This window comes from Microvirga pudoricolor (assembly GCF_016892705.1).
GTDB classification, from domain to species: Bacteria; Pseudomonadota; Alphaproteobacteria; order Rhizobiales; family Beijerinckiaceae; genus Microvirga; species Microvirga pudoricolor.
The window spans coordinates 1,122,137-1,148,728 of record NZ_JAFEMB010000001.1; the positions used below are offsets into that span (position 1 = coordinate 1,122,137).

Here is a 26,592-nt window from a genome sequence, read left to right on the forward strand (position 1 = left end):
TGCTTCGCAATTCCCTCAGGATGAGGGCGTGTAGAAACTATCTCCTTTAAGCGCCTACTTGTCCTTCGAGAGCGCGTCGAGCTTGGCCTGCATGTCGGCCATCTGGCGCTTGAGGGCGTCGAGATCGCCGGGTTCCGTGGGTTTGTCCTCGCCGCCCGCGCGGGCCTGGAAGGGCGAGAACATGCGCATGGCCTCGCGGAAGAAGCCCATATTGGTGCGAACCTGCTCCTCCATGGCCTGGAACGCGCCCGGCCCGAAGGCCTGGGACATCTGCTCCCGCAGCTTCTGCTGCTCCTGGGAAAGGTTGTTCATGGAAAATTCGAGATAGCTCGGCACGAGGGATTGCAGGCTGTCCCCGTAGAAGCGGATGAGCTGGCGCAGGAACGTCACCGGCAGGAGGTTCTGGCCTTCCTTGTTCTCCTGCTCGAAGATGATCTGCGTAAGCACGGAGCGGGTGATCTCGTCGCCGGACTTCGCGTCGTAGACCACGAAGTCCTCGCCCTGGCGCACCATGGTGGCGAGATCCTCAAGGGTCACATAGGTCGAGGTGCCGGTATGGTAGAGACGGCGGTTCGCATATTTCTTGATGACCGTCGGTTGCTTGTCCGTCGTCGCCATTGTGCCGTGATTTCCGCCGTGAGAGGGCCGGACCATTCCGCGTCCGCGGATGCTGTCCCTTGGAAAGATTATAGGCCTTCGGCGTAAGGGGCAAAGCGTCAAAAGTCTAAGAGTCGCTGGGAGACTCGCGAGGAGAACCGCTGAGCCGGACGCTGCACCCTAAGTGCAGCTTGACTTCCCCTGTCCCGCGGCTTTGATCGTGCCCATATTGATCGGGACATTCAAGGAGACCACCATGGCCCAAGGCAACATCGTCATCGTCGGGGCGGCCCGCACCCCGGTCGGCTCGTTCAACGGCGCCTTCGCCAACACCCCGGCGCACGAGCTCGGAACGATCGCCATCAAGGCCGCGCTGGAGCGGGCGGGCGTCGACGGCTCCGACGTGGACGAGGTGATCCTGGGCCAGATCCTCACGGCCGGCCAGGGCCAGAATCCCGCTCGCCAAGCCGCGATGGCGGCGGGCATCCCTCAAGAGAAGACCGCGTGGGGCCTCAACCAGCTCTGCGGCTCGGGCCTGCGCTCGGTCGCTCTCGGCCTGCAGCAAATCGCCAACGGGGATGCGTCCATCATCGTGGCAGGCGGCCAGGAATCCATGTCCCAGGCCCCGCACGCCGCCTACATGCGCGGCGGCACCAAGATGGGCGACATGAAGCTCCTCGACACCATGCTCAAGGATGGCCTGATGGACGCCTTCCACGGCTACCACATGGGCAACACGGCCGAGAACGTGGCCCAGCGCTGGCAGCTCACCCGCGAGGAGCAGGACGAGTTCGCGGTCGGGTCCCAGAACAAGGCCGAGGCCGCCCAGAAGGCAGGTCGCTTCAAGGACGAGATCGCGCCCGTCACCATCAAGGGCCGCAAGGGCGACACGGTGGTGGACCAGGACGAGTACATCCGCCACGGCGCCACGCTGGACTCGGTCGCCAAGCTTCGCCCCGCCTTCTCCAAGGAGGGCACCGTGACGGCCGGCAACGCATCGGGCATCAACGACGGCGCCGCAGCCGTCGTGGTGATGACGGAGGAGGAAGCCAACCGGCGCGGCCTGACGCCACTCGCGCGCATCGCCTCCTGGGCCACGGCGGGCGTCGATCCCGCCATCATGGGCACGGGCCCGATCCCGTCCTCGCGCAAGGCGTTGGAGAAGGCTGGCTGGAAGGTGTCCGACCTCGACCTCGTGGAGGCCAACGAAGCCTTCGCGGCCCAGGCGCTGGCCGTCAACAAGGACATGGGCTGGGACCCGTCCATCGTGAACGTGAACGGCGGCGCCATCGCCATCGGCCACCCCATCGGGGCGTCCGGCGCGCGCGTGCTCGTCACCCTGCTGCACGAGATGGCCAAGCGCGATGCCAAGAAGGGTCTCGCCACCCTGTGCATCGGCGGCGGCATGGGCGTCGCCATGTGCCTGGAGCGCTGAGAGCGGACGGACGGCGCCGACCCGGCGCCTTGCCCAAAAGAGCCTTGCCCAAAAGAGCCTTGCCCAAAAGAACAGCGGCGCGGCGGCCAGGAAGTTCTTCCCGGCCTCGCGGAAGGCGCTAAGGTAACGGAAGGGGCGGCCCGGACGACTCGGGCCGCCTTCGCATCTATGGACCCGCCAAGAGGTTCATCGGGAACGGCAACGGGAAGGAGACGACAATGGCGCGAGTTGCGTTGGTCACGGGCGGTACGCGCGGCATCGGCGCCGCGATCTCGAAGGCCCTGAAGGCGGCGGGCTACTCCGTCGCGGCGAATTACGGGGGCAATGATGAGGCGGCCGCGAAGTTCAAGGCGGAGACCGGGATTCCGGTCTACAAGTTCGACGTGTCGGATGCGGCCGCGTGCGACGCGGGCATCAAGGCCATCGCGTCGGAGATCGGGCCCGTCGACGTGCTCGTCAACAATGCGGGCATCACCCGGGACGGCATGTTCCACCGCATGACCTACGACCAGTGGTCCCAGGTCATGCGCACCAACCTCGATTCCATGTTCACCTGCACCCGGCCCGTGATCGAGGGCATGCGCGAGCGCGGCTTCGGACGCATCGTCCTGATCTCGTCCATCAATGGCCAGAAGGGCCAGATCGGCCAAGCCAACTACTCCGCCGCCAAGGCAGGCGTCGTGGGCTTCGCCAAGGCGCTGGCGCAGGAGAACGCCAACAAGGGCATTACCGTGAACGTGATCGCGCCGGGCTACATCGCCACCGAGATGGTGCAGGCCGTGCCCGAGGAGGTGATGAAAACCAAGATCCTGCCCCTGATCCCGGCGGGCCGCCTGGGCGAAGCCGACGAGATCGCCCGCAGCGTCCTCTACCTGGCGGGAGAGGATGCGGGCTTCATCACGGGCTCGACGCTTACCATCAACGGCGGCCAGTACATGGCGTAAGCGGGCGCGGCTCGCGCCCCGGGCATCGCTCCCGGCGCGAGGGGCGCCGCCCTTGCCGAAAACGGCGCTCCGCCCCTCCCCAGGAGGGGCGGTTTCCGCTATGGGCGGCGCATGACGACGCGCAACGCCACCCTCATCGGTTTTCTGGCCATCCTGTTCTGGTCGCTGCTGGCCCTGTTCACGGCCGCCACCGGAACGATCCCGCCGTTCCAGCTCGCCGCCATGACGTTCCTGGTCGGTGGGCTTTTGGGCGCGGCGAGCTGGATCGCCCGGCCCGAGGGCCTGCGCGCGCTGCGGCAGAAGCCGATCGTGTGGGCGCTGGGGCTTGGAGGCCTGTTTGGCTACCACGCGCTCTACTTCGCCGCCCTGCGCCTCGCGCCGCCCGCCGAATCGGGCCTCATCAACTATCTCTGGCCGCTTCTCATCGTGCTGTTCTCGTCCTTCCTGCCGGGCGAGAAGCTGAAACCCGCCCACATCGCTGGCGCCGTCCTGGGCTTCGCGGGCGTCGCGCTCCTCATCGCGGGGCGCGGCGGGCTCGATGCCCGGTCCGAGTACATTCCGGGCTATCTCTGCGCCTTCGTGGCCTCGTTCGTGTGGGCGGGTTATTCGGTCCTGTCCCGACGCTTCGGGCAGGTGCCCACCGATGCGGTGGCGGGGTTCTGCCTGGCCACATCGGCGTTGAGCCTCCTGTGCCACCTCGCCTTCGAGGCGACAATCTGGCCCGAGACGGCCACGCAGTGGCTGGCTCTGCTGGCGCTCGGCATCGGCCCGGTCGGGGCGGCGTTCTATGTGTGGGACGTGGGCATGAAGCGCGGCGACATCCGCCTGCTGGGCGTCGCCTCCTACGCGACGCCGGTTCTCTCGACCCTGATCCTCGTGGCGGCGGGCTACGCGGAACCGTCCTGGATCCTCGCCCTCTCCTGCGGCCTCATCGTGGCCGGCGCCCTGGTGGCGACCCTGATGGGCAAGCGCGTCAGCGCGAAGCGGGCCGCGGCATGACCCGGTGGGTGTAGCGGTAGGCCGGCTGGAATCCTAAAGCCCCATAGAGCGAGCGCGCCACCTCGTTGGCTTCCAGCACCTGGAGATAGGCGGTATGCGCCCCTTGCGCACAGCCCCAGGCCATGAGGCTCGACACCACCCGGCGCCCGAGCCCGATGCCGCGCAGGTCCGGCGACACCACGATGTCGTAGAGGCCGACATAGCCGCGCTCCACGACCCCGAGCCCCCAGGCGACCGGCTTGTCGTCGAGGCTCAGCGTCGCGAAGCCCGCCCTCTGGCGGATGCGCGACACGATCTCGATCAGCGTCTTGTCGTCGGCCTTCTCGCCGCCATAGGAACGCGCGGTTTCCTGCACCCAGCGCTTCGTCACGGCAGGCTGGATGGCCACCTCCGGATCCGGGCTGCAATCGCCGTCGACGGGCGCGGTCAGCACCATCGTAGGTTCGATCTCGTCGAACCCCCGCTCGGCCAGCAGCGCGTCCGCCTCCGGGGCCTGGACGCCCGTGAGCCGAAAGGTGGGGCGAACGTTGGCGACGATGAAATGCTCGACCATGTGGTCGACGAGCGCCCCGTCGAGGGTCGCGCCGACGCTGAGCGGCGTCGCCGAATTGGCGCGCTTGGAATAGCCGTTGGCGAAGCGCAGCACCCAGCCGTCGTAGAACTGGTAGTCGAAGGACGGCCAGGCGTTCATCAGCCGGCTCTCGAGGCCGAGGATGGAATCGTGGTCGGTCATGGGGCCTTCTGCCGGATGGGCGAAATCAGAACCTGTTCTTCCACTCCCGCAGCGCTTTGAAAACCGCAAAAGGATCGCCCGCGTCGAGATTCACGGCTTTCGCCACCCCGGCCTCGCCCGCTCTCAAGAAAGGATTCGTGGCCCTCTCGGCCCCGATGGTGGACGGCACCAGGAAGGTGCCCTCGGCCCGGGCGGTCTCGGCCTCCTCCATGCGGGCCTTCAAGGCAGCGTTGCCGGGCTCGACCGCGAGGGCGAAGCGCCCGTTCGAGAGCACGTAATCGTGGCCCGAATAGACGCTCGCCTCCTCCGGCAGGGCCGCGAGGCGCTGAAGCGAGTGCCATAGATCCGGATAGGAGCCGTCGAGCACGCGCCCGCAGCCCAGGGTGAACAGGGTGTCGCCGCAGAACAGAACCCGGTCGGCCGCGAACCAGTACGAGACGTGGTCCGAGCAATGGCCCGGCGTCTCCCAGACATGGGCCTGGAGATCGCCCACATGGACCGTGTCGCCCTCCTGGACGTAGGCATCCGCCTGGGGCACCTGGGCGCGCGCCTTGCTCGGCGCCACCACCCGGCAGCCCGTGCGGGCCTTCAGGGCCTCGATGCCCTGGACATGGTCGCTGTGCCGGTGCGTAACGAGAATGTCCGTGAGCTGCCAGCCCGTTTCCGCGAGAGCCGCCAGGATCGGAGCCTCCTCGGGGGCGTCGATGGCCGCGCAGGCGCCCGTATTGGGATCGTGGATCAGCGCCCCGATATTGTCCTGGAGGCAGAGAAAGGCGTGGACTTGAGCTGGCATCCGGATCCCTCGGGCGAACCTTGGCTTGATGGCCTGGGAGGTATCATGGGACACTGTGCGGGAGAAACCAGACCTCGGCCATGAGCTTTCAGGCCCGAATCCGTTGAATCGAGCGTTACGACCGCCCCATGAGCATGGACATCACCGATCTGCGAGGCTTCTACGGCAGCGCGCTGGGGGCCGTGACCCGACGCTTCGTCGGGGGCGCCATCGGCCGGTTCTGGGGGCCGCTCACAGGGCTGCGGGTGCTCGGCCTCGGTTTCGCGACGCCGTATCTCTGGGGCATCCGGGACGAGTGCGAGCGGGTTCTGGCCTTCATGCCGGCCCAGCAGGGCGTGGTGAACTGGCCGCCGACGGGCGCCTCCGCCTCCACACTGGTCGACCCGCTCATCATGCCGCTGCCCGATTCGTCGATCGACCGGGTTCTCGTGGTCCACGCGCTCGAAACCGTGGAGAGCCCGACGGAGCTGCTGCACGAGATCTGGCGCATCCTGACACCTGGCGGGCGCATCATCCTGGTGGCGCCCAACCGGCGCGGCCTCTGGGCCCGCATGGACACCACGCCCTTCGGCTACGGGCAGCCCTACAGCCGGTCTCAGCTGAAGGGCCTCATGCGCCAGACCTGGTTCTCGCCCGAGCGTTGGGCCGAGACCCTCTACGTTCCGCCCCTGCGCAGCCGCGTGCTCTTGCGTACCGCCCAAGCCTGGGAGCGGGTCGGCTCGGGCTTCTCGCTGCCGGGGGCCGGGGTGCACATCGTGGAGGCCACGAAACAGCTCTACCGGCCAGGGATTGTGCGCGCCGCCCGGCGGCGCACCCGGCTCGTGCCCGTCCTGGCGCCGGCCCCTGCGCGGGCCTCGCGCGTGACGGCCGGCAAGCCGCGGGCCTAAACGGCTGAAATCCCGCCTGCACGACCGTCCGGAAAACTCTTCCGGCGCATGTGATCGCACTTGACGTACATTATACGCACAAGGTACGTATAGTATACTGTACGATGTTCACGAACAGCCATCGCGCTGTCGAGGCTCACGGGCGGGCCCCTGATCTGGGCTCGCCGGGCGCGCCCCGGCAGTCGCCCTGCCGATGCAGCCCGAAGGCCCGCGCAGCCTTTGGGGCCGCATGCCCTCCGCCACCCCACAGGACGCTTCCATGAACCGATCCATCACCCGCGCCCTTCTGGCCGGATCCGCCGCCCTCGCCATGGCAGGCGGAACTCAGGCGCACGACCACGCGGTCTCGCGCGGCCGCCTCGTCTACGCCGACCATCAGGCTCCCCGGATCCACGTGCTCGACCTCGACAGTGGCGAGACCACCCACAGCTTCGACGTGCCGGACGCCAATCCTTCCCTGTCCACCACGGAGAACGGACGCTACATCGTCATCAAGACCGGGGATGCCGCCGGGACGGTGCGCTTCCTCGATACCGGACTGACCTTCGAATCCCACGGCGATCATGTGGACGTGCACAAGGGCGAGGTGCGGATGCTCGACTTCGCCCTGTCCGGCGACAAGCCCGCGCATGTGGTCTCGGATAGCGGCTGGGTGAGCGTGTTCTTCGACGGCCACCGGCCCTGGGAGCGCGCAAGCGATCCCCACGCGAGCTTCATCGCGCTCGACAGCCTCGGCACACCCGAACCGACAACCGTCACCTGGAAGAGCCCGGCGCCGCAGCACGGCATCGCATTCGCGCTCGGCCGGGACGAGTGGCTCGTGTCGACGCCCAACGCCGCCTATGCGGCGGGCGACCAAACGGCGAGTTCGCGCCCGAACGGCTTCCAGGTCGTCGCGTCCGGCGGCGAGCGGGTGCTCGCGTCCTTCGACAACCTCGCGGACCCGCAGAATTCCTGCAAGGAATACCATGGACATGCCCCCCGCGAGGGCGTGCACGTGTTCGGCTGCGCCGGCGGACCGGCGGACCACCTCACGGCGGGCGGATTGCTGGTGATGTCCCGAGCCGACACGGGCTGGCAGGCGCGGCGCCTGCCTTACCCGGATGCGCGCCGCTCCTCAACCGTGAAAGCGGGCAAAGCCGGTGCGCTGGTCGCCAATTACGGCAGCGTTGGCCCCTACGACGCGCTGCTGCGGATCGACCCGGCCGCGAAGACGCTCGCGGCGGCGGACGTGTTCCCGGTTCCGGGCGGGCAGGCCGTGTGCCATTTCGAGGTGTCAGCCAACGGCAGGCGCGTCGCAAACCTGACGCCGGACGGACGTTTGCGGATCTACGAGATGTCGCCGGACTGGAAGCAGGTGGCGCAGTTCGACGCCGTTCCGGCCTTCGACTGCGCCTACGGGGCCAAGACGCCAACGCCAAACCTTGCGCTCGTGGGCGAGAGCATCTTCGTGAGCGATCCGCTCGGCAAGCGCATTCGCGAGTACGGCATCGGCACCCTGCGGCAGGGACTCGACCTGCCGGTGGACGGGGTGCCGGCGAACCTCGCCGGGGGCGATTAGGGCCGGGTCACGCCGGGACCGGGCGCGGCTGCGCCGGGATGCCGAGCGAGCATTCCAGCGCGGCGCGGTCCCACCCCCCGGCGTCGGCGGCCGCCACGTAGGTGGTGTTGAGAAAATCGAGCAGGAGCGCGTCGGGCGAGGCCGCGTGGCGCACTGTCTCGTAGGGCAGGAGAAACTCGCCGAGTGTCTTATCGAAATGCGCGCCCGGCGAGACCGGCCTGTCGCGAAAGCCCGGCGGCTCCGGGTACGCATACGAATAGAAGGCCGGATGCGGATAGGCATCGCTGCCGGGCCAGAACCCGGCGCTGCTCACCTCGTGCGAATAGGCCTCGCGGGTCACCCCGTCGGGCAGGCCCGGCACGCCGCCGGGATGCGCCGGCGCGGGCTTTCCCGAGAACCGCGTGACGGCCAGATCGAAGCTGCCCCAGAAGAAATGCACCGGGCTCGCCTTGCCGAGGAAGCTCGAGCGGAAGAGCTTGAACACCCGGTCGACCTGCACGAGCGCGCGCCAGAAGCGGTGCGCGGCGGCGGCGTCATAGGTTTTATGGGTGTCGTCCTGCGAGAACGGGATCGGATCCGGCACCTCGTTGGGCATCTCGTTGATGGCCGCCCGGATGCCCAGCCCGTCGAGGCATTCCATGACCCGCCGGTAGAAGGCGGCGACGCTCTGCGCTTCGAGGGGAAGCGCCCATTCGTCGCCCCGGCTCGTGCGGACCAGGAGCTGGTGCGCGATGAAGTCGAATTCGAGTTCCAGGATCTCGTGTCCGACCGGGATGGGCGAGGTGCCGAGCCCTCGGGCGGTCACGTAGAGCGGCACCTGCCAGCCGTGATTGAGCCAGGGCGTCAGCGACAGGCGAATTTTGCCGACGATCTGCGTCCAGAGCTGCAAGGTCGCGGCGGTGTCGCGCCAGGCGGGGTAGGACAGTTCGGGCCAATGGGGGGCGGCGTCATGCATCGGGGCCATCCTTCGCTAGGCAAGGATATAGGCCGAGAAGCCCCCGTCGCCATAGGGCCAAGCTTCAAGGGGTCGTGACGCCGTTCAGGGCCTCGCTCTCCTCGTCCGTGAACAGGCGCGAGCGGGTGAGAAAGCGCACGTCCCGGCCGTTGTCGAGGGAGAACATCCCGCCCCGGCCCTGCACCACGTCGATGATGAGCTGGGTGTGCTTCCAATATTCGAACTGCGACCGGCTGATATAGAACGGCGCATCACCGATGGTGCCCAGCAGCACGTCGTTGTCGCCCACGATGTAATCGCCTTGCGGATAACACATGGGCGAGGAGCCGTCGCAGCATCCGCCCGACTGGTGGAACAGCACCGGCCCGTGATCGCTCACGATCTCGGCCAGGAGCGCGAGCCCAGCGGGCGTGACGGTAACACGCGGGGGCGGAAAGTCGGACATGGTTTTCTCCAAACACGGACGATGGCGGCGTGTCCACAGCCACCAACCTCATCCTGAGGGAATTGCGAAGCAATTCGTCTCGAAGGATATTTCCAGTGCTCTCTGGATCCTCCTTCGAGACGCCGCTTCCGCGGCTCCTCAGGATGAGGGTGAGTTCAATTCAAGACGCTCAGAAGAACCCGAGCGCCTTGTTGCTGTAGCTGACCAGCAAGTTCTTGGTCTGCTGGTAGTGGTCCAGCATCATCTTGTGGGTCTCGCGCCCGATGCCGGATTGCTTGTAGCCGCCGAAGGCCGCGTGGGCCGGATAGGCGTGATAGCAGTTCGTCCAGACGCGGCCCGCCTGAATGGCGCGGCCGAAGCGGTAGGCGCGGTTGCCGTTGCGGGTCCACACGCCCGCGCCGAGGCCGTAGAGCGTGTCGTTGGCGATGGCGAGCGCCTCGTCCTCGTCCTTGAAGGTCGTGACCGACACGACGGGGCCGAAGATCTCCTCCTGGAACACGCGCATCTTGTTGTGGCCCTTGAACACCGTGGGCTTCACGTAGAACCCGCCTTCCAGGTCGCCGGACAGCACGTTGCGCTCGCCGCCCGTGAGAACCTCGGCGCCTTCCTGGCGGCCGATATCCATGTAGCTCAGGATCTTCTCGAGCTGTTCGCTGGAGGCCTGCGCGCCCACCATGGTAGAGGGATCGAGCGGATTGCCTTGCTTGATGGCGTTCACGCGCTTGAGCGCCTTGTCCATGAACCGGTCGTAGATCGATTCCTGAATCAGTGCGCGGCTCGGGCAGGTGCAGACCTCGCCCTGGTTGAGGGCGAACATCACGAAGCCTTCGACAGCCTTGTCGAGGTAATCGTCGTCGTCCATTGTCACGTCGTCGAAGAAGATGTTGGGTGACTTGCCGCCGAGTTCGAGCGTCACGGGGATCAGGTTCTGGCTGGCATATTGCATGATCAGCCGGCCCGTCGTGGTCTCGCCCGTGAAGGCGATCTTGGCGATGCGCGGGTTCGACGCCAGGGGCTTGCCGGCCTCCAGCCCGAAGCCGTTCACGATGTTGAGCACGCCCGGCGGCAGCAGGTCCGCGACCAGTTCGGCCCAGACGAGGATCGAGGCGGGTGTCTGCTCGGCGGGCTTGAGCACCACGCAATTGCCGGCCGCCAGCGCGGGCGCGAGCTTCCAGGTTGCCATGAGGATGGGGAAGTTCCACGGGATGATCTGTCCGACCACGCCCAGCGGCTCATGGAAATGGTACGCCACGGTATCGTTGTCGATCTGGGCGATGGAGCCTTCCTGCGCCCGGATGCAGCCCGCGAAGTAGCGGAAATGGTCGATGGCGAGCGGAATGTCGGCGGCGGTCGTTTCGCGGATCGGCTTGCCGTTGTCCCAGGTCTCGGCCAGCGCCAGGGTGTCGAGGTTGTCCTCCATGCGGTCGGCGATGAGGTTGAGGATGCGGGCGCGCTCGCCGGGTGCGGACTGGCCCCAGGCGTCCTTGGCGGCGTGGGCGGCGTCCAGCGCGCGCTCGATGTCCTCCTTGTCGGAGCGGGCGACCTCGCACACCACCCGGCCCGTGATCGGCGAGGTGTTCTCGAAATAGCGTCCCGATACCGGCTCGACCCATTGGCCGCCGATGAAGTTGCCGTAGCGCGCCTTGAAGGGCGCCTTCGACACGGTCAGGAATTCCGGCTTGTTCATGGTGATCCTCCCTTTTTAAACCGAAACCCACTCTGCAACGCCCATGCCAAACGGTGGCATCGGCGTGCAGCAATCGTCGCTGCAATGCGGCAAGTGCCTGACGGGGCGACAAAGTCGTCACGCGGTTGAGAGGTGCATTCGGCGCGGCATCGGGTAAGCTGTCGTCAAGAAACAGCCCGGCCTGTCGCGGGATGCGACAGCCGCGACACCTGTCGCGGATTGCGACGGCCCCGGGGACATTCTGGGAGGACGACATGGTTTCCGCCGATGCGATCCTGACCGCGCGCCGCCAGTTCTTTTCGAGCGGCACCGTTTCCGGCAACCTGATCCCGCGCCCGATCCTGCGCTCCTGGTCCCGCTGCGCCGCGCAAGGCCTGCGGGGGGCGGCCGCGCCCCGGATCGAGCCGCTCACGGCCCCGGAGATCACCGCCGCTACGGAACCCATGGAGTCCTTCCGGCGCTTCTGCCGCCCGGAGATCGAGGCGCTGCATGCGGACGCGGAGGCCACCGACAGCATCGTGATCCTCACCGATGCGCGCGGCGTGGTGCTCGACACGGTTGGGAGCTCGACCTTCGCCCGCCAGGCCGCCCGCGTCACCTTGAGGCCCGGCATGCCCTGGGACGAGGCCGCAACAGGCACCAATGCCATCGGGACCGCCCTGGCGGAGCGCGCGCCCATCGCGGTGCGCGGGGCCGAGCATTACTTCGAGTGCAATCGCATTCTCACCTGCTCGGCCGCACCCATCTTCGGCCCGCGGGGCGAGGTGGTGGGTGTGCTCGACCTGTCGGGCCCGGCGGACAAGCATCAGGATTACGCGCTCGGCCTCGTGCGGCTCGCCGCCGAGCAGATCGAGCACCGCCTGTTCGAACGCGGGTTCGAGCATTGCGAGCGCATCCGCCTGCATCACGATCCCGCCATGCTGGGCACCGCGCGGGAGGGCGTGCTCGTGTTCGAGGACGGACGCCTGATCGCCGCCAACCGCCACGGCCTGCATCTCGCCGGCCTGACGGCGGAGGCCTTCGACCGGGCGAGCTGGTCGGAGATTTTCCGCGACCGGCTGGGCGCGTTTGCCGACGGAGGCCAGCTGCGCCATCGCGGCGGCGCGCTGCTGCACGGGCGGCTGGAGGAAGCGAGGTCGAAGCCTCGCTCCGTCCCGGCTCCCCCGCCCCTGCGACAGGCCCGGCCAGGCCGGTCTCCCGACATCCGGCCGGTGTTCGGGCCCCGGACGGCGGAGGACCTGGCCCGGACCGTCCGCCTGATCGACGCGGACGTGCCCGTTCTGGTGACGGGCGAGACCGGCTCCGGCAAGGAGGTGTTCGCCCGCGCCGCCCACGCGGGCAGTTCGCGGGCCGCCAGGCCGTTCGTGGCGGTCAACTGCGCGGCCCTGCCCGAATCCCTCATGGAATCGGAACTCTTCGGCTACGAGGCCGGGGCCTTCACGGGGGCGCGGGCGCGGGGTCAGAGGGGCATGCTGCGGGAAGCCGAGGGCGGCATGCTGTTCCTGGACGAGATCGGCGACATGCCCCTGCCTCTCCAGACACGCCTGCTCCGGGTGCTCCAGGAGCGCGAGGTGGTGCCCCTCGGCAACGGCCGGCCGGTTGCGGTCGACTTCGCCCTCGTCTGCGCCACCAACCGGAACCTGAACCGCCTCGTGGAAGAGGGCGCGTTCCGGGCCGACCTCTACTTCCGCATCGCCCCCTACACGGTCGCCATGCAGCCCCTGAGCGCCCTGCCGGACCGGGCGGGCCTCATCGTGCATCTCTGGGACCAGATGGGCGGGCCGGCGCGGGGAATCGCCCTGGGGCCCGATTGCCTGGCCCGGCTGGCGGCGCATAACTGGCCCGGCAACTACCGTCAGCTCGTGGGCTGCCTGCGGGCCATGTTGGCCTTGGGCGAGACCGGATGCATGCTGGGAGCCGAGGCCCTGCCTCTCGACCTGCGGGACGCCCGCCCCCGGGAGCCCGCCGCCCGCGCCGCCGCGACGGACTCCCTCGACGGCATCGCCCGGCAGGCCATGCGGGAGGCCGTGGAGGCGGCAGGCGGCAACGTCACCCTGGCCGCCAAGCGGCTCGGGATCAACCGCAGCACCCTCTACCGGCGGCTCCTGAGCCCGTCCGACCGGAGGCATTGAGGTCTCTCGCGTGACGCCCGGCGGCCGAAAGCAGGGCATGACCCGAACGGGTCTCGGAACCGCAGGCAGAGCCAACGGTTTCCAACCCCGGCTTGACTTGCGGGCCTCAAATCGCCAGTGTCCGCGCGCCCGGCGGGGCTGGTGAGGTCCGCGCCGGTTTTTCGTTTTTGACGGACCCTGATGCGCAGCTATCTCGATTTCGAAAAGCCCGTCGCCGAACTGGAAGCCAAGGTCGAAGAGCTTCGGGCGCTGGGCGAGAACCGCGACGCCGTCTCCATCGCGGACGACATTTCCCGGCTCGAGGTGAAGGCCTCGGATGCCTTGAAGGATCTCTACTCCAAGCTGACGCCCTGGCAGAAGACCCTGGTGGCGCGCCATCCGCAGCGGCCGCATTTCGTGGATTACTGCGCCGGCCTGATCACCGATTTCACCCCCCTGGCGGGCGACCGGAAGTTCGCCGAGGACGAGGCCATCGTGGGCGGGTTCGGCCGGTTCCGAGGCCAGGCCGTCTGCGTGCTGGGCCAGGAGAAGGGCTCCACCACCGAGGCGCGCATCCGGCATAATTTCGGCATGGCCCGGCCCGAGGGATACCGCAAGGCCGTGCGTCTGATGGAACTGGCCGACCGCTTCGAGCTGCCGGTCCTGTCCTTCGTGGACACGGCGGGCGCCTATCCGGGCATCGAGGCGGAGGAGCGCGGCCAGGCCGAGGCCATCGCCCGCTCGACGGAGGCCCAGCTCGGCCTCGGCGTGCCCAACGTCTCCGTGGTCATCGGCGAGGGCGGATCGGGCGGCGCCATCGCGATCGCCACCGCCAACAAGGTGCTGATGATGGAGCACGCCATCTACAGCGTGATCTCCCCCGAGGGCGCGGCCTCGATCCTGTGGCGCGACTCGGCCAAGGCCCAGGAAGCGGCCACGAACATGAAGATCACCGCCCAGGACCTGCTGCGGCTCGGCGTGATCGACGGGATCATCCCGGAGCCCATGGGCGGCGCCCACCGGGACCCGGAGGCCGCCATCGCGGCCACCGGCGACGCCATCGAGGAAGCCCTCCAGGACCTCAACAACATGGGCCCGGCGGAGCTGCGCGATCACCGCGCCGAGAAATTCCTCAACATCGGCCGCAAGCTCTAGGGCCCTGGGATCAACGGCCCAGGATTCTACGGCGAAGGGCCGCTTCCCTTGCGGAGGCTCTAGACCCAGCGCTTGTCGGCGGTGAAATCCACCGTCAGCCAGTAGCCGGGGCTCAGGCCCCCCATGGCGTCCGCGATCTCGGCCCGGATCGCGTCCAGCTCCTCGAACGACCGCCGGACGTCCCCGGACGGGGCCACCAGGCCGATTTCGATGAACTGCTGGCGGCCCGAACGCATGACGTGGGAGCTGAAGTCGCTGAAACCGTGGCGCTGCGCCACCGCCTCGGCCACCGCCCGCACATGCCGGTCGAGCTCCGGGGGTGCGATCTGCAGGATCTCCTTGCCGCAGCGCCAGACCGTCAGGAGCGGAAACGGCAGGAGGCCCAGGGCCACCACCAGCAAGATGATCGAGTCCACGTAAGGCGCGTAGACACGGGCCTCCGTGCCGGACAGGGCGCCCCCGATCATGAAGCTGACGCACAGCCCCAGGCTCAGCACGGCGCCCATGAACCAGGCGCGGGCGTCGAGGTCGAGAAGCTGCGAACCGAGGCTGCGCCCCTTTCGCCGGATGTAGACGAAGAGCCCCAGGCTCAGCACGCCGCTCGCCGCCGAGTAGATCGCTCCGGCCTGGAACTGAACCTGGCGCCCGCCCACGATCAGGCCGTTCAGGGCATCCACGAAGGCGTACAGGCACGCGAAGGTCAGGATCAGGCCGTTGAGCCCGGCCAGCATGGGCTCGAGATGCCAGTACCCGTATTGGAAACGGCTGTCGTCGCCGCGGGCGATGAGGCGCGCGGCCAGGAGCGCCACCCCCGTCATGCCGGCGTCGATGATCTCGTAGAACCCGTCGAACACGATGGCTTTGGAGCTGATGAAAAGCCCCAGCGAAATGCTGGCCAGGGACGACAGCAGGGTGAAAACGATCGATGTCTTAAGGATTTTCTGTTCGGCAATGCTTTGACTCGTCTGCGCCATCCGCCACCTTTGAAGGGCCTCCGCAGGACGGGAGATATGGCGTCGCGCGACGGGTTCCAGGGTGTCGCGCGGCAGGGCGTCGCAGGGGCGGGATAGGCGCGCGACAAGGGCTAGGGATGGGCGATCACGGAGCCGTGACCGGGGGAAAAGCCGGTGAAAGAGCCCTTCCGGAACGCAGTGGAACCTCGTAACGCCCAGCTTGCGGTAAGGGCGAGTTAAGGTTATGGGTTTAGGGCTACAGGGGAACTGTCCGGCGCCAATGACCGGGCAGATCAAAGATTGCGGGGTCCCCCATGATGAAGCGTTTCGCAATGGCGGCGAGCCTGACGCTTGCGCTCGCGGCCTGCCAGGATGAAAGCTTTACGCGCAGCTCGACACGCCACCTGACGCCCATTCCGGCCGCCACCATGTCGCTGATGGCCGAGAAGGGCATGTCCAAGAGCGACCCCATCCTGATCCGTTCCTACAAGAAGGAAGCGGAGATGGAGGTCTGGAAGCGGGGTTCCAACGGCCGCTACGCGCTGCTCAAGACCTATCCGATCTGCCGCTGGTCGGGCCAGCTCGGCCCGAAGGTCAAGGAAGGCGACCGCCAGGCGCCCGAGGGCTTCTACACGGTCTCGGCCGGGCAGATGAACCCGAATTCGGCCTATTATCTGTCGTTCGACACCGGCTTCCCCAATGCCTATGACCGGTCCTTCGGCCGCAGCGGCAGCGCCCTGATGGTGCACGGCTCGTGCTCGTCGCGCGGCTGCTTCGCCATGACGGACCAGAACATCGCCGAGATCTACGCCCTCGCCCGCGACGCCATGGCGAGCGGTCAGCGCGGCTTCCAGTTCCAGTCCTATCCGTTCCGCATGACGGCCAAGAACCTGGCCCAGCACCGGATGGACCCGAACATCGCCTTTTGGAAGAACCTGAAGGAAGGCTCCGATTATTTCGAGGTCACCAAGGACGAGCCCCGGGTGGCCGTCTCCGAGCGGCGCTACGTGTTCAACATGGACCCCTCGGCGGAGTCCGCCGTCGCGGCCAAGTCCCAGCAGGACGAGCGCGCGGTGGCGGAACTCGTCTCCGGCGGCACGAAGCCGATCCGCCTCGTCTATCATGACGGCGGCTCGCACGAGTCCTTCCGCACGGCCTTCGCCAATTCCACGGACGGCAGCGGATCCCTCGTGGTCGATGCCCGCATGCGCGACCGGTACGGCGACGTGAGCCGCCCCGAGGGCCTGTCCTCCGGCCCGCAGGAAATCGCCATGGACGGCAGCGACAGCACCAAGCCCGCCGCCCTGCCCTCGACGGTCCTGGCCTACACGGCCGCCAAGACGGCTCCTGTCACGGCACCGGCCTCCGCGCCGGCGGCCCCCGAGGTGAAGGTTGCGGCGGCTCCCGCCGCCGTAGCGCCCGCCGCGCCGGCCGAGGCTCCCGCCTCCGGTTCGACCGGCGCCCCGTTCTACAAGCGCATGTTCAACGGCATCGGCGACCTGTTCTCGTCTTCGTCCGTCTCCCAGCCGGAGACCGAGACCGCCCAGGTCTCGCCGTCGGTCTCCGAGGCGCCCCTGCCGCCCCAGCGCGGCACCGTGGTCAAGCCGCAGGCCTCGGCCCCGACCCTGCAGAAGCGGGTCCAGGCCACCTCGGTCACCGTGGCGGTGGCCAACTGAGCGCTCCTGCCCAGTTCCTCCTAACCTTCAAAGCCCGCCTTCGGCGGGCTTTTTCTTGGCCGTCCCTTCAGTCGCGGATTCGAGCGCAAGAGCCGGGATGCGGCTCCCTCCTGGCAGGGCCAGAGTGAGCGCACGATATGAACCGGAGGAGCCAATCATGGACGCTCTCGTGCAGAACAGAACCCTAACGGCGGCCGCCACCGAGCAGGACCCGCGCTGGACCCAGGTGGTGGCGCGGGACCGCGCGGCGGACGGCCGCTTCTTTTACTCGGTGCGCACCACGGGGGTGTATTGCCGGCCCTCCTGCGCGGCCCGTACGCCGAACCCCGCCAATGTGCGCCTTCATGCCACCCGGGAGGAGGCCGAGGCGGCGGGCTTTCGCGCCTGCAAGCGCTGCAGGCCCGACCAGCCCCCGCGGGACGAGCAGCACGCCACCCTGGTGGCCGAGGCCTGCCGCCGGATCGAGCGGGCCGAGGAGCCGCCGACCTTGAGCGACCTTGCGGCGAAGGCAGCCATGAGCCCGTTTCACTTCCACCGCGTGTTCAAGGCGATCACGGGCGTCACGCCCAAGGCCTATGCCACGGCCCACCGCACCCGTCGCGTCCAGGACGAGCTGGTTCGCAGCCCGACGGTGACGGAGGCGATCTACGGGGCAGGCTTCAATGCCAGCAGCCGCTTCTACGAGAAGGCCGGCGCCATGCTGGGCATGAGCCCGAGCGACTATCGCGCCGGAGGCCCCGACGCTGAGATCCGCTTCGCCCTGGGCGAGTGCTCTCTCGGGTCGATCCTTGTCGCCCAGAGCCCGAAGGGCATCTGCGCGATCCTGCTCGGGGACGATCCGGACGCCCTGTTGAGCGACCTCCAGGATCGCTTCCCCCGCGCGCGGCTCATCGGCGGCGACGCGGATTTCGAAGGTCTGGTCGCCCGCGTGGTCGGGTTCGTGGAAGCGCCGCGCCTGGGTCTCGACCTGCCTCTCGACGTGCGGGGCACCGCGTTCCAGCAGCGGGTCTGGCGGGCCCTTCAGGCCATACCGGCAGGCCGGACCGCGACCTATGCGGAGATTGCAGAAGCTATCGGGTCTCCGAAAGCCGTACGCGCCGTGGCAGGCGCGTGCGCGTCCAATGCGATCGCGGTCGCCATCCCGTGCCACCGGGTGGTGCGGACGGACGGAAGCCTCTCGGGCTACCGCTGGGGCGTGGAGCGCAAGCGCGCCCTTCTGAACCGCGAGAGCGCCTGACGTCCCCTGCCCTCAGGGCCGGATCCACCCTGTCGCGAGGGCGCTGGCCCAGTCCTCGCGGCCGCTCTCCCGAGCCAGCCCTACCATCCGGCCGCTGTCATAGGGGACGTAACGGAAGCTGACGGCCCAACGTCCATGCCGCTTTTCCAGCACGGCGTAACAGGCATCGGGCGTCGCCGTCTGCATCACATGGGCAAACGGAGCGTCGTCGCTATAGGCCGGGCACCCGACGCTGCCGGGGCTCACGATGAGCCGTCCGTCGCGCAGCCGAAGCGCGCGGGGGATGTGGGTATGGCCGCACAGGATCAGCGCCGCGTCGATACCGTCCGCAATGGCCTCGATCCCGTCCGAAGGCTTCAGGGTCAGGGTGGCGCCGTTGGATGCCTCCTCCATCCAATAGGCCGTGTCGCTGTCCGGGGTGCCGTGGCAGAGGAAGACATCGCGTCCGTAGCGGCCCGTCGCCGGCAGGCCGCGAAGCCATTCCAGATGGGCTGGATCCAACTGCCGATGGGCTGCCCGGTCGGACGGTCCCATGGCGGAGGGCTCCATCTCGACGAGCCAGCGGTCGTGATTGCCGCGGATACACGCCATGTCTCGCGTCATGAGCAGATCGGCGACCTCCCGGGCCGCCAGGGGACCGCTCAGGTGATCGCCCAGGTTGACGATCGCCGTGATGCCGATCCGGTCGATATCGTCCAGGACCGCCCTCAGGGCGTCGCTGTTCCCGTGCACATCGGAGATGGCAGCAAACGTTTCGCTCGGCCTTGCCCTCATGCGGTCAGCGTAGCGCAACCGGGCGCCGACCGAAACCGTGTGGCCGCGCAGACCAATCGAAAGGAGACGACGCCGACCGGACGTCGGTTTCCGTCCCCCCGCGGGCTTCTCCGACCTTCGGATCCGAGGGGTCCGACTAGGGATGATCACGCTTGAGTTGTTGGCCGGGATAGCTAGATATGCCGTAGCGAAAACAAGGGTGCGACGTGAGGCGCGTAGACGTGACGGAACAGAAGGATCCGGGAAGCGAGGAGCGCCGCTTCCAGCTCCTCGTGGATGCGGTCACCGACTATGCCATCTACATGCTCGATCCGCAGGGCTACATCACGAGCTGGAACTCCGGGGCGCAGCGATTCAAGGGATATCTCCCGCGCGAGATCATCGGCCAACATTTCTCGCGATTCTACACGGACGAAGACCGCGCCACGGATCTTCCCAAGCGCGCCCTTCGAACGGCCGCCCAGGAGGGCCGGTTCGAGCAGGAGGGCTGGCGCATCCGCAAGGACGGCACGCGCTTCTGGGCCCATGTGATCATCGATCCCATTCGCGATCCCGCCACGGGAGAGCTCATCGGCTTCGGCAAGGTCACGCGGGATATGACCGAGCGCAAGATCGCGCAGGAATCGTTGCGGCGCAGCGAGGAACAGTTCCGCCTTCTCGTGCAGGGCGTGACGGATTACGCCATCTACATGCTCGACCCGGAGGGCCGGGTCAGCAACTGGAACACCGGCGCGCAGAGGATCAAGGGCTACACCGAGGACGAGATCGTCGGCCGGCACTTCTCTCAATTCTATACGCCCGAGGAGCGCGCGCTCGGACTGCCCGCCGTCTCCTTGCGCACGGCCGCCCAAGAGGGCCGGTTCGAGAAGGAAGGCTGGCGCGTGCGCAAGGACGGCACCCGCTTCTGGGCGGGCGTCGTCATCGATCCCATCATCGGTCCGGACGGCACCCTCATCGGCTATGCCAAGATCACCCGCGACCTGACGGAGCGGCGCCAGACTCAGGAAGCCCTCGAGCAGGCCCGCAACGCCCTGTTCCAGTCCCAGAAGATGGAGGCGATCGGCCAGCTGACGGGCGGCATCGCGCACGACTTCAACAATCTGCTGACCGTGATCGTGAACGGGCTCGACCTGTTGTCCCGGCGCCTGGACGACCCCAAGGACATCAAGATCCTGGAGGGGATGCACCGGGCGGCCGAACGGGGCAGCAGCCTCAACCACCAGCTTCTCGCCTTCGCCCGCCGTCAGCCTCTCAAGCCCGAGATCGCCAACCCCAACGCGATCATCGCGGGCTTCGAGGCCGTGCTGCGACGGGCCGGCGGCGAGCGGGTTCACATGGAGCTGAGCCTCGCGCAGCGCCTGAGCCCCGTGAAGGTGGACATCCCGCAATTCGAAGCGGCTCTTCTCAACCTCGTGGTCAACGCGCGCGACGCCATGCCGGAGGGCGGCACCATCGCGCTCGCGTCCGGCAACGTGCAGCTCGACACGGTGCGGGCGCGCAAGCTCGGCCTGGAGCCGGGCCCCTACGTGTCAGTGGCGGTGACCGACACCGGATCGGGCATTCCGGACGAGCTGAAGAACCGTGTCTTCGAACCGTTCTTCACCACCAAGGAAGTGGGCAAGGGTACGGGCCTCGGCCTGAGCCAGGTCTATGGTTTCGTGACGCAATCGGGCGGACAGATCGAGATCGAGTCCGAGCTCGGCCACGGAACGCGCATGACCCTGCTGATCCCCGCGACCGACGCGGATGGCGAGATCGAGAATGGCGCTGCCGAGGATGACGACGCCCGCCCGGCGCGCAGCACCCTCGGCACCGCGCTGATCGTCGAGGACCAGCCGGACGTTCTCGATATCGCTGTGCAGATTTTCGAGAGCTTAGGATACGATGTTCTAACCGCCATCAATGCCGCCGAGGCTCTCGATGTGCTGCGCCAGGATGTCACGATCGACGTCCTCTTCTCCGACGTGGTGATGCCGGGCGATCGCAACGGCGTTGAGCTGGCTCGCGAGGCGAGGCGGATGCGCCCGGGCCTCAAGGTCCTGCTCGCCTCGGGCTATCCCATGTCGGCCCTCGACAAGGCGGATCTGTCGGAGGTCTCCTTCATCAGCAAGCCCTATCGCTGGACCGAGCTGGACGAGAAGCTGCGCGTCCTGCGCACTGGGTAGAGATATGAAGGCTATCGATTTTGAGAAACCCATTGCCGGACGTTCCGGAACCGCCCGTTGACGACCCGCTCTACCGTGATCCGGCGCTGGCTCGCTTCTACGACGCCGCGAATCGGTGGAGCGCGGATTTCGACCTCTGCCGGAAGCTGACCGACGGCGCGACGAGCATACTCGATCTCGGCTGCGGCACGGGAGAGCTGACGGCCGAGTTGGGCCGCAGAGCCCGTGTCACGGGCGTCGATCCGGCGGCCGCGATGCTCGACATCGCCCGCAAGCGGCGGGGCGGAGAGGCGCCGACATGGGTCGAAGCCGATGCGCGCACCGTTCGGTTGCACGAGACCTTCGATTGGGTGCTGCTGACCGGCCATGTCTTCCAGGTTTTTCTGACCCGGGAGGACCAGCTCGCCGCCCTGCGCACCATCGCGGCGCACCTCAATCCAACGGGCCGCTTCATCTTCGACACGCGCAATCCGCTCCTGCGGGGTTGGGAAGGCCGCACGCGGCAGAACACCCTGCAGAGGATCGATCACCCAGCGCTCGGCCGGATCGAGACCTGGAACGAGGCTGCCTATGACGAGGCGACCGGTATCCTGACTTACGAGAACGGTTTTCGCGTGCTTGCCACAGGCGAAACATCCTCGGGCAAGGCCCGGATCCGTTACACCTCCCACGAGGATTTGTGCGCCCTGTTGACGGAAGCAGGACTTGAGGTCGAGCGATGGCTCGGCGACTGGGACGAGCGGCCTCTTCATCCGGACACCCGGGAAATCATCCCGATCGGACGGCGCGGCTGATATGTCTCTGACACCTCTCGACGTGTACCCTCCCAATCGCCGCACCCACAAACCGGAGCATCACGCATGGACCGCCTTTCTCTCGCAGCCCTCATTCTCGTCGCCACCGTCTCCGCCGCCTCGGCGCAGGATTGCGCCAAGTCGGCCGACCAGATGACGCTCAATCAGTGCGCCGATGCGTCCTACCGCCGCGCGGATGCGGAGCTGAACCGGCTCTACCGTCAGATCGAGGGACGTCTGAAGGGCGAGCCCGATTCCGCGAAAGCGCTGGTGGGCGCGCAGCGCGCCTGGATCGCCTTCCGGGACGCCGAATGCACCTTCTCGTCCTCGGCGGTTTCGGGCGGCAGCATCTACCCGACGATCTACTCCGGCTGCCTCGAAAGCCTGACCCGAAAACGCGTCGACGACTTGAAACGCTATCTGAACTGCCAGGACGGCGACATGAGCTGCCCGGTGCCGGCGCAGTAGTTCGCGGGGCGGACGAACGCGCGCAGCCTCGACAAGCAAAAGCCCGGCACACAGGCCGGGCTTTTCGTTACCGTCAGATTGACCGGGGGCGTCAGGCCACGAACTGGCCGTGGCAGTGCTTGAACTTCTTGCCGGAGCCGCAGGGGCAGGGCTCGTTGCGGCCGACGCGTCCCCAGGTCGCGGGGTCGTTCGGGTCGCGGGCCTCCACCGGCACGGAGGGAGCCGCCGCGGCCGCATATCCGAGGGCCGACCCGAAGCCTCCGCCTTGGGGGGCGTCGAACTCGTTCTCGCCGGTTGCCGGATCGAGATGCTGGGCGAACATGGGCGGGAGCTCGGCGGGCTCGGGCTGCTGGAACACCACCTGGATGCGCATGAGCTGGCCTGTGACCTGCTCGCGCAGGTGCGCCACGAGACCGTTGAAGAGCTCGAAGGCCTCCGACTTGTACTCGTTGAGCGGATCGCGCTGGGCAAGCCCGCGCCAGCCGATGACCTGACGCAGATGGTCGAGGGTCACGAGATGCTCGCGCCAGAGATGGTCCAGGCTTTGGAGCAGAACCTGCTTCTCCACGTAGGTCATCACGTCGGACGTGTTGGCCTCGATGCGCTGCGCATAGGCCTCGTCGGCCGCCTTGCGGATGCGCTCGCGGATTTCGTCCTCGGCGATGCCCTCTTCCTTGGCCCACTCGTCCACCGGCAGGTCGAGGTTGAGAATGCGCTCGACGCTCTCCTTGAGGCCCGCCGTATCCCACTGCTCCGCATAGGCGTTGGCCGGAATGCCCCGCGCCACGATATCGTCGATGATGCCGTGACGCATCTCGTCGATGGTGTCGCGCACGCTCTCCTCGGCCATGAACTCCTTGCGCTGCTCGAACACGACCTTGCGCTGGTCGTTCATGACGTTGTCGTATTTGAGGATGTTCTTGCGGATATCGAAGTTGCGCGCCTCGACCTTGCCTTGAGCCCGCTCGATGGCCTTGTTGATCCACGGATGGACGATGGCCTCGTCCTCCTTCAGGCCAAGCTTGGACAGCATGCCGTCCATGCGCTCGGACCCGAAGATGCGCATCAGGTCGTCCTGGAGCGACAGGTAGAACTTGGAATGACCCGGATCGCCCTGGCGTCCGGAACGGCCGCGCAGCTGATTGTCGATGCGCCGCGACTCGTGGCGCTCCGTGCCGAGCACGTAGAGGCCACCGCCCTTGAGGGCCTGCTCCTTGAAGCGCACGACCTCGTCGTTGATTTCCTTCTCGCGCCGGGTCCGCTCCTCGCCCTCGACGCCCACGAGCTCGCGCTCGATGCGCATCTTGGCGTTACCGCCGAGCTGAATGTCCGTGCCGCGGCCCGCCATGTTGGTCGCGATGGTGATCGCGCCCGGCACGCCGGCCTGGGCCACGATGAAGGCCTCCTGCTCATGGAAGCGGGCGTTCAGCACCGCGAAATGCTTGGTGCCGGTTCCGGCGCGGGCGTCCCTGTAGAGCGGCTCCAGGGCTTGCGGGTTTTCGAAGTCGATGAGCTTGAAGCCGTCCTTGATCAGAAGCTCGGCGAGGTATTCCGACTTCTCGATGGAGGTGGTGCCCACCAGGATCGGCTGGCCGCGCTTGGAGGCGGCCTCGATGTCCCGGATCACGGCCTTGTACTTCTCTTCCGCGGTCCGATAGACCTCGTCGTCGTCGTCGATGCGGGAGACCGGACGGTTCGTCGGGATATCGACCACTTGGAGGTTGTAGATCTCCAGGAACTCATCGGCCTCGGTCGCCGCCGTGCCGGTCATGCCGCCGAGCTTGGAATACAGGCGGAAATAGTTCTGGAAGGTGATGGAGGCCAGCGTCTGGTTCTCGGGCTGGACCTGGACGTGCTCCTTCGCCTCGAGGGCCTGGTGCAGGCCCTCCGAGTAGCGCCGGCCCTGCATCATGCGGCCGGTGAACTCGTCGATGATCACCACCTCGCCGTTGCGGACGATGTAGTCCTTGTCGCGCTGGAACAGGGTGTGGGCGCGAAGCGCCTGGTTGGCGTGGTGCACCAGGGTGGCGTTCTGGGCATCGTACAGGTCGCCCTCGGTGAGCAGCCCGACCTCGCGCAGCAACTGCTCCATCTTCTCGTTGCCGGCCTCCGTGAGCGAGACGGCGCGCTGCTTCTCGTCGAGGTCGTAATCCGACTTGTCGAGGCGGGGCAGGATCTTGTCGATGGCGTTGTACAGGTCCGAGCGGTCGTCGAGCGGACCGGAGATGATGAGCGGCGTCCGGGCCTCGTCGATGAGGATCGAGTCCACCTCGTCCACGATGGCGAAGTTGTGGCCCCGCTGGACCATCTGGGCCATCTCGTACTTCATGTTGTCGCGCAGGTAGTCGAAGCCGTACTCGTTGTTGGTGCCGTAGGTGATGTCCGAGGCATAGGCCTGAGCGCGCTCGGAATCGTCGAGCCCATGGACGATGACGCCCACGCTCAAGCCGAGGAAGCGATAGATCTGGCCCATCCAGTCCGAGTCGCGCCGGGCCAGGTAGTCGTTCACGGTGACCACGTGGACGCCCTTGCCGGCGAGCGCGTTGAGGTAGACCGGCAGGGTCGCCACCAGGGTCTTGCCCTCGCCGGTGCGCATCTCGGCGATGGAGCCCTCGTGGAGGACCATGCCGCCGAGGAGCTGGACGTCGAAGTGGCGCTGGCCGAGGGTCCGCTTGGCCGCCTCGCGCACGGTGGCGAAGGCCGGGACCAGGATGTCGTCCAGGGTCTTGCCGGCAGCGAGCTGGGCCTTGAACTCCTCGGTCCGGGCCCGGAGCTGCTCGTCGCTCAGGGCCGCGAGTTCGGGCTCCAGGGCGTTGATGGCCGCCACCTTGGGCCGATAGGACTTCAGCCGGCGTTCGTTGACCGAGCCAAAGATTTTCTTCGCGAGTGAGCCGAACATCAGGTGCCTACGGAATTCCAGAAACCAGGAGAAAGAGCGATTTGGGCCGCGTTATAGACTTAATTATGCGGGAACGCATCTAAAAGGCTGCGCCACTCCGGCGCATCCCCTTCCCGAGGGTCCGGCGTCATGCCGGTCCCGGCGGGAAGCAGTGCCATAGATAGGCTGTCCCTTGCAAACCGCAATGAAGTCAGCCATCGATCTTGCCCGTCGCAGGACGATATCCCAGCCTGCCAGAGGATTCCACATGTCACGTTCCCCCCTCTCCCGGAAAAGCGTCCTGAAGCGCGCCCTGGCGCTCGGCGTCGTCCTGCCCGTCCTGGCCGGAACCGCCTGGGCCCAGACCCCGCCGGCCGCTCCGGCCCCCGCGGCACCAGCCGCCGCGCCGGCTGCCTCGTCCGATCCCGCCAAGGTCATCGCCCGCGTGAACGGCATGGACATCACCCAGGGAGATCTCGCCATCGCGGCCGCCGATCCTGCGCTTCAGCTGCCCGACATCCCGGATGCCCAGAAGCTCGACCTGCTGGCCGGCTACCTGATCGACCTCAAGCTCGGCGCCAAGGCGGCCGAGGCCGCCAAGGTGAGCCAGGCCCCCGATTTCGCCCGCAAGCTGGCCTACAACCAGGACAAGACCCTGCTGGACGAGTACCTGGGCCAAGCCGCCAAGAAGGCCGTGACCCCCGAGGCCGCCCGCAAGCTCTACGACGAGACCGTCAAGAGCATGACCCCCGACCAGGAGGTGCGCGCCCGCCATATCCTGGTGGAGAACGAGGACGAGGCCAAGAAGGCCTACCAGCGCGTGAAGGGCGGCGAGGACTTCGCCAAGGTGGCTGGCGAGCTGTCCAAGGATCCCGGCTCCAAGACCGATGGCGGCGACCTCGGGTTCTTCACCAAGGACCGCATGGTCGAGGCCTTCGCCGACGCCGCCTTCAAGCTCGATGCGGGCCAGATCTCCGAGCCCGTGAAGTCCCAGTTCGGCTGGCACGTGATCAAGGTCGAGGAGAAGCGCAACAAGCCCGTCCCGTCCTTCGAGGAAATGCAGGGCCAGATCAACACCTACCTGGAGCGCAAGGCCCAGCAGGACTTGATCGTCGGCCTGCGCAAGGACGCCAAGATCGAGCGCCTCGACGCCAGCGGCAACCTCGTGGAGCAGAAGGCGCCCGAGGCGCCCAAGCCCTGATTCTTCGACCTTAAGCGTGTCGTTACCGAAAATGCCCAGCTCGAAGCTGGGCATTTTTGTAAGCGATCCTGCCGCTCCTGTGTCTTGTCTCGGTCGCCTCCATGACTCGGGCGGAGGCCAGCGGCATCGCCCTTCGACCGTTCT

The 26,592-nt window shown here is 67.3% G+C and carries 22 protein-coding genes; 13 read left to right on the forward strand and 9 right to left on the reverse strand.

Annotation, left to right across the window (positions count from 1 at the left end; translation table 11 throughout):
* Positions 1-54 precede the first annotated feature (54 nt).
* Positions 55-618 (reverse strand): polyhydroxyalkanoate synthesis repressor PhaR, encoded by a 564-nt coding sequence (phaR, locus tag ILT42_RS05150; RefSeq protein WP_204214242.1) that lies wholly within the window; start codon positions 616-618, stop codon positions 55-57.
* Between the two features lie 235 nt (positions 619-853).
* Here phaR and ILT42_RS05155 point away from each other — a divergent pair, with 235 nt between their 5' ends.
* The 3 genes from ILT42_RS05155 to yddG all read left to right on the forward strand — a co-directional run bounded on the left by ILT42_RS05155 (position 854) and on the right by yddG (position 3,975).
* Entirely contained in the window at positions 854-2,032 is a 1,179-nt protein-coding gene (locus ILT42_RS05155) for an acetyl-CoA C-acetyltransferase (RefSeq protein ID WP_204214243.1), read from the forward strand.
* Between the two features lie 218 nt (positions 2,033-2,250).
* Positions 2,251-2,976: an acetoacetyl-CoA reductase gene (gene phbB, locus ILT42_RS05160; RefSeq protein WP_204214244.1), complete on the forward strand. Its 726-nt coding sequence runs from the start codon at positions 2,251-2,253 to the stop codon at positions 2,974-2,976.
* A gap of 111 nt (positions 2,977-3,087) precedes the next feature.
* Positions 3,088-3,975 carry an aromatic amino acid exporter YddG gene (gene yddG, locus ILT42_RS05165; protein ID WP_204214245.1) on the forward strand — a complete coding sequence of 296 codons (888 nt, stop codon included), beginning with the start codon at positions 3,088-3,090 and terminating at the stop codon, positions 3,973-3,975.
* Here yddG and ILT42_RS05170 read toward each other — a convergent pair.
* Together ILT42_RS05170 and gloB are read right to left on the reverse strand one after the other, a co-directional pair.
* Entirely contained in the window at positions 3,950-4,708 is a 759-nt protein-coding gene (locus ILT42_RS05170; RefSeq protein ID WP_204214246.1) for a GNAT family N-acetyltransferase, read from the reverse strand. The genes yddG and ILT42_RS05170 overlap by 26 nt on opposite strands.
* A 25-nt stretch (positions 4,709-4,733) precedes the next feature.
* Positions 4,734-5,501, reverse strand: a complete 768-nt coding sequence (gene gloB, locus ILT42_RS05175) for a hydroxyacylglutathione hydrolase (protein WP_204214247.1) — start codon at positions 5,499-5,501, stop codon at positions 4,734-4,736.
* Between the two features lie 128 nt (positions 5,502-5,629).
* Here gloB and ILT42_RS05180 point away from each other — a divergent pair, with 128 nt between their 5' ends.
* Complete coding sequence (locus tag ILT42_RS05180; RefSeq protein ID WP_204214248.1) at positions 5,630-6,388, forward strand: class I SAM-dependent methyltransferase; 759 nt, start codon at positions 5,630-5,632, stop codon at positions 6,386-6,388.
* A 259-nt stretch (positions 6,389-6,647) separates the two neighbouring features.
* Positions 6,648-7,949 (forward strand): hypothetical protein, encoded by a 1,302-nt coding sequence (locus tag ILT42_RS05185; protein WP_204214249.1) that lies wholly within the window; start codon positions 6,648-6,650, stop codon positions 7,947-7,949.
* Positions 7,950-7,956: 7 nt separating this feature from the next.
* Here the strand turns inward: ILT42_RS05185 and ILT42_RS05190 are convergent, their stop codons facing one another.
* The 3 genes from ILT42_RS05190 to adh form a co-directional block, all read right to left on the reverse strand.
* The gene (locus ILT42_RS05190) at positions 7,957-8,904 is read right to left on the reverse strand and encodes a DUF5996 family protein (RefSeq protein WP_204214250.1); all 948 of its coding nucleotides are present in this window, start codon (positions 8,902-8,904) and stop codon (positions 7,957-7,959) included.
* Positions 8,905-8,968: 64 nt separating this feature from the next.
* Positions 8,969-9,349, reverse strand: coding sequence for a DUF779 domain-containing protein (locus ILT42_RS05195; RefSeq protein WP_204214251.1), 381 nt, complete (start codon positions 9,347-9,349; stop codon positions 8,969-8,971).
* 169 nt (positions 9,350-9,518) lie between these two features.
* Positions 9,519-11,036, reverse strand: a complete 1,518-nt coding sequence (gene adh, locus ILT42_RS05200; RefSeq protein ID WP_204214252.1) for an aldehyde dehydrogenase — start codon at positions 11,034-11,036, stop codon at positions 9,519-9,521.
* 254 nt (positions 11,037-11,290) lie between these two features.
* Here adh and ILT42_RS05205 point away from each other — a divergent pair, with 254 nt between their 5' ends.
* Both ILT42_RS05205 and ILT42_RS05210 read left to right on the forward strand, forming a co-directional pair.
* Entirely contained in the window at positions 11,291-13,168 is a 1,878-nt protein-coding gene (locus ILT42_RS05205; protein WP_204214253.1) for a sigma-54-dependent Fis family transcriptional regulator, read from the forward strand.
* Positions 13,169-13,348: 180 nt separating this feature from the next.
* A complete protein-coding gene (locus ILT42_RS05210; protein ID WP_204214254.1) occupies positions 13,349-14,302 on the forward strand; it encodes an acetyl-CoA carboxylase carboxyltransferase subunit alpha in 954 nt (317 codons plus the stop codon).
* Positions 14,303-14,361: 59 nt separating this feature from the next.
* On the opposite strand, the gene ILT42_RS05215 is transcribed toward ILT42_RS05210, so the two are convergent.
* On the reverse strand, positions 14,362-15,276 hold the full coding sequence (locus tag ILT42_RS05215) for a cation diffusion facilitator family transporter (RefSeq protein ID WP_204214255.1): 915 nt from the start codon (positions 15,274-15,276) through the stop codon (positions 14,362-14,364).
* 293 nt (positions 15,277-15,569) lie between these two features.
* On the opposite strand from ILT42_RS05215, the gene ILT42_RS05220 reads away from it, so the two are divergent.
* A complete protein-coding gene (locus tag ILT42_RS05220) occupies positions 15,570-16,931 on the forward strand; it encodes a L,D-transpeptidase family protein (RefSeq protein ID WP_204214256.1) in 1,362 nt (453 codons plus the stop codon).
* 157 nt (positions 16,932-17,088) lie between these two features.
* A complete protein-coding gene (gene ada / locus ILT42_RS05225; protein ID WP_204214257.1) occupies positions 17,089-18,168 on the forward strand; it encodes a bifunctional DNA-binding transcriptional regulator/O6-methylguanine-DNA methyltransferase Ada in 1,080 nt (359 codons plus the stop codon).
* Positions 18,169-18,180: 12 nt separating this feature from the next.
* Here the strand turns inward: ada and ILT42_RS05230 are convergent, their stop codons facing one another.
* Positions 18,181-18,942 (reverse strand): metallophosphoesterase family protein, encoded by a 762-nt coding sequence (locus tag ILT42_RS05230; RefSeq protein WP_204214258.1) that lies wholly within the window; start codon positions 18,940-18,942, stop codon positions 18,181-18,183.
* A 206-nt stretch (positions 18,943-19,148) separates the two neighbouring features.
* Between ILT42_RS05230 and ILT42_RS05235 the strand changes: the two genes are divergently transcribed.
* The 3 genes from ILT42_RS05235 to ILT42_RS05245 all read left to right on the forward strand — a co-directional run bounded on the left by ILT42_RS05235 (position 19,149) and on the right by ILT42_RS05245 (position 22,369).
* The gene (locus tag ILT42_RS05235; protein ID WP_204214259.1) at positions 19,149-21,107 is read left to right on the forward strand and encodes a hybrid sensor histidine kinase/response regulator; all 1,959 of its coding nucleotides are present in this window, start codon (positions 19,149-19,151) and stop codon (positions 21,105-21,107) included.
* Between the two features lie 32 nt (positions 21,108-21,139).
* Positions 21,140-21,901: a class I SAM-dependent methyltransferase gene (locus ILT42_RS05240; RefSeq protein WP_204214260.1), complete on the forward strand. Its 762-nt coding sequence runs from the start codon at positions 21,140-21,142 to the stop codon at positions 21,899-21,901.
* Between the two features lie 66 nt (positions 21,902-21,967).
* Positions 21,968-22,369, forward strand: a complete 402-nt coding sequence (locus ILT42_RS05245; RefSeq protein WP_204214261.1) for a lysozyme inhibitor LprI family protein — start codon at positions 21,968-21,970, stop codon at positions 22,367-22,369.
* 91 nt (positions 22,370-22,460) lie between these two features.
* Here ILT42_RS05245 and secA read toward each other — a convergent pair whose 3' ends face one another.
* The gene (secA, locus tag ILT42_RS05250) at positions 22,461-25,268 is read right to left on the reverse strand and encodes a preprotein translocase subunit SecA (RefSeq protein ID WP_204214262.1); all 2,808 of its coding nucleotides are present in this window, start codon (positions 25,266-25,268) and stop codon (positions 22,461-22,463) included.
* A gap of 247 nt (positions 25,269-25,515) precedes the next feature.
* On the opposite strand from secA, the gene ILT42_RS05255 reads away from it, so the two are divergent.
* Complete coding sequence (locus ILT42_RS05255) at positions 25,516-26,448, forward strand: peptidylprolyl isomerase (RefSeq protein WP_229428348.1); 933 nt, start codon at positions 25,516-25,518, stop codon at positions 26,446-26,448.
* Positions 26,449-26,592 lie beyond the last annotated feature (144 nt).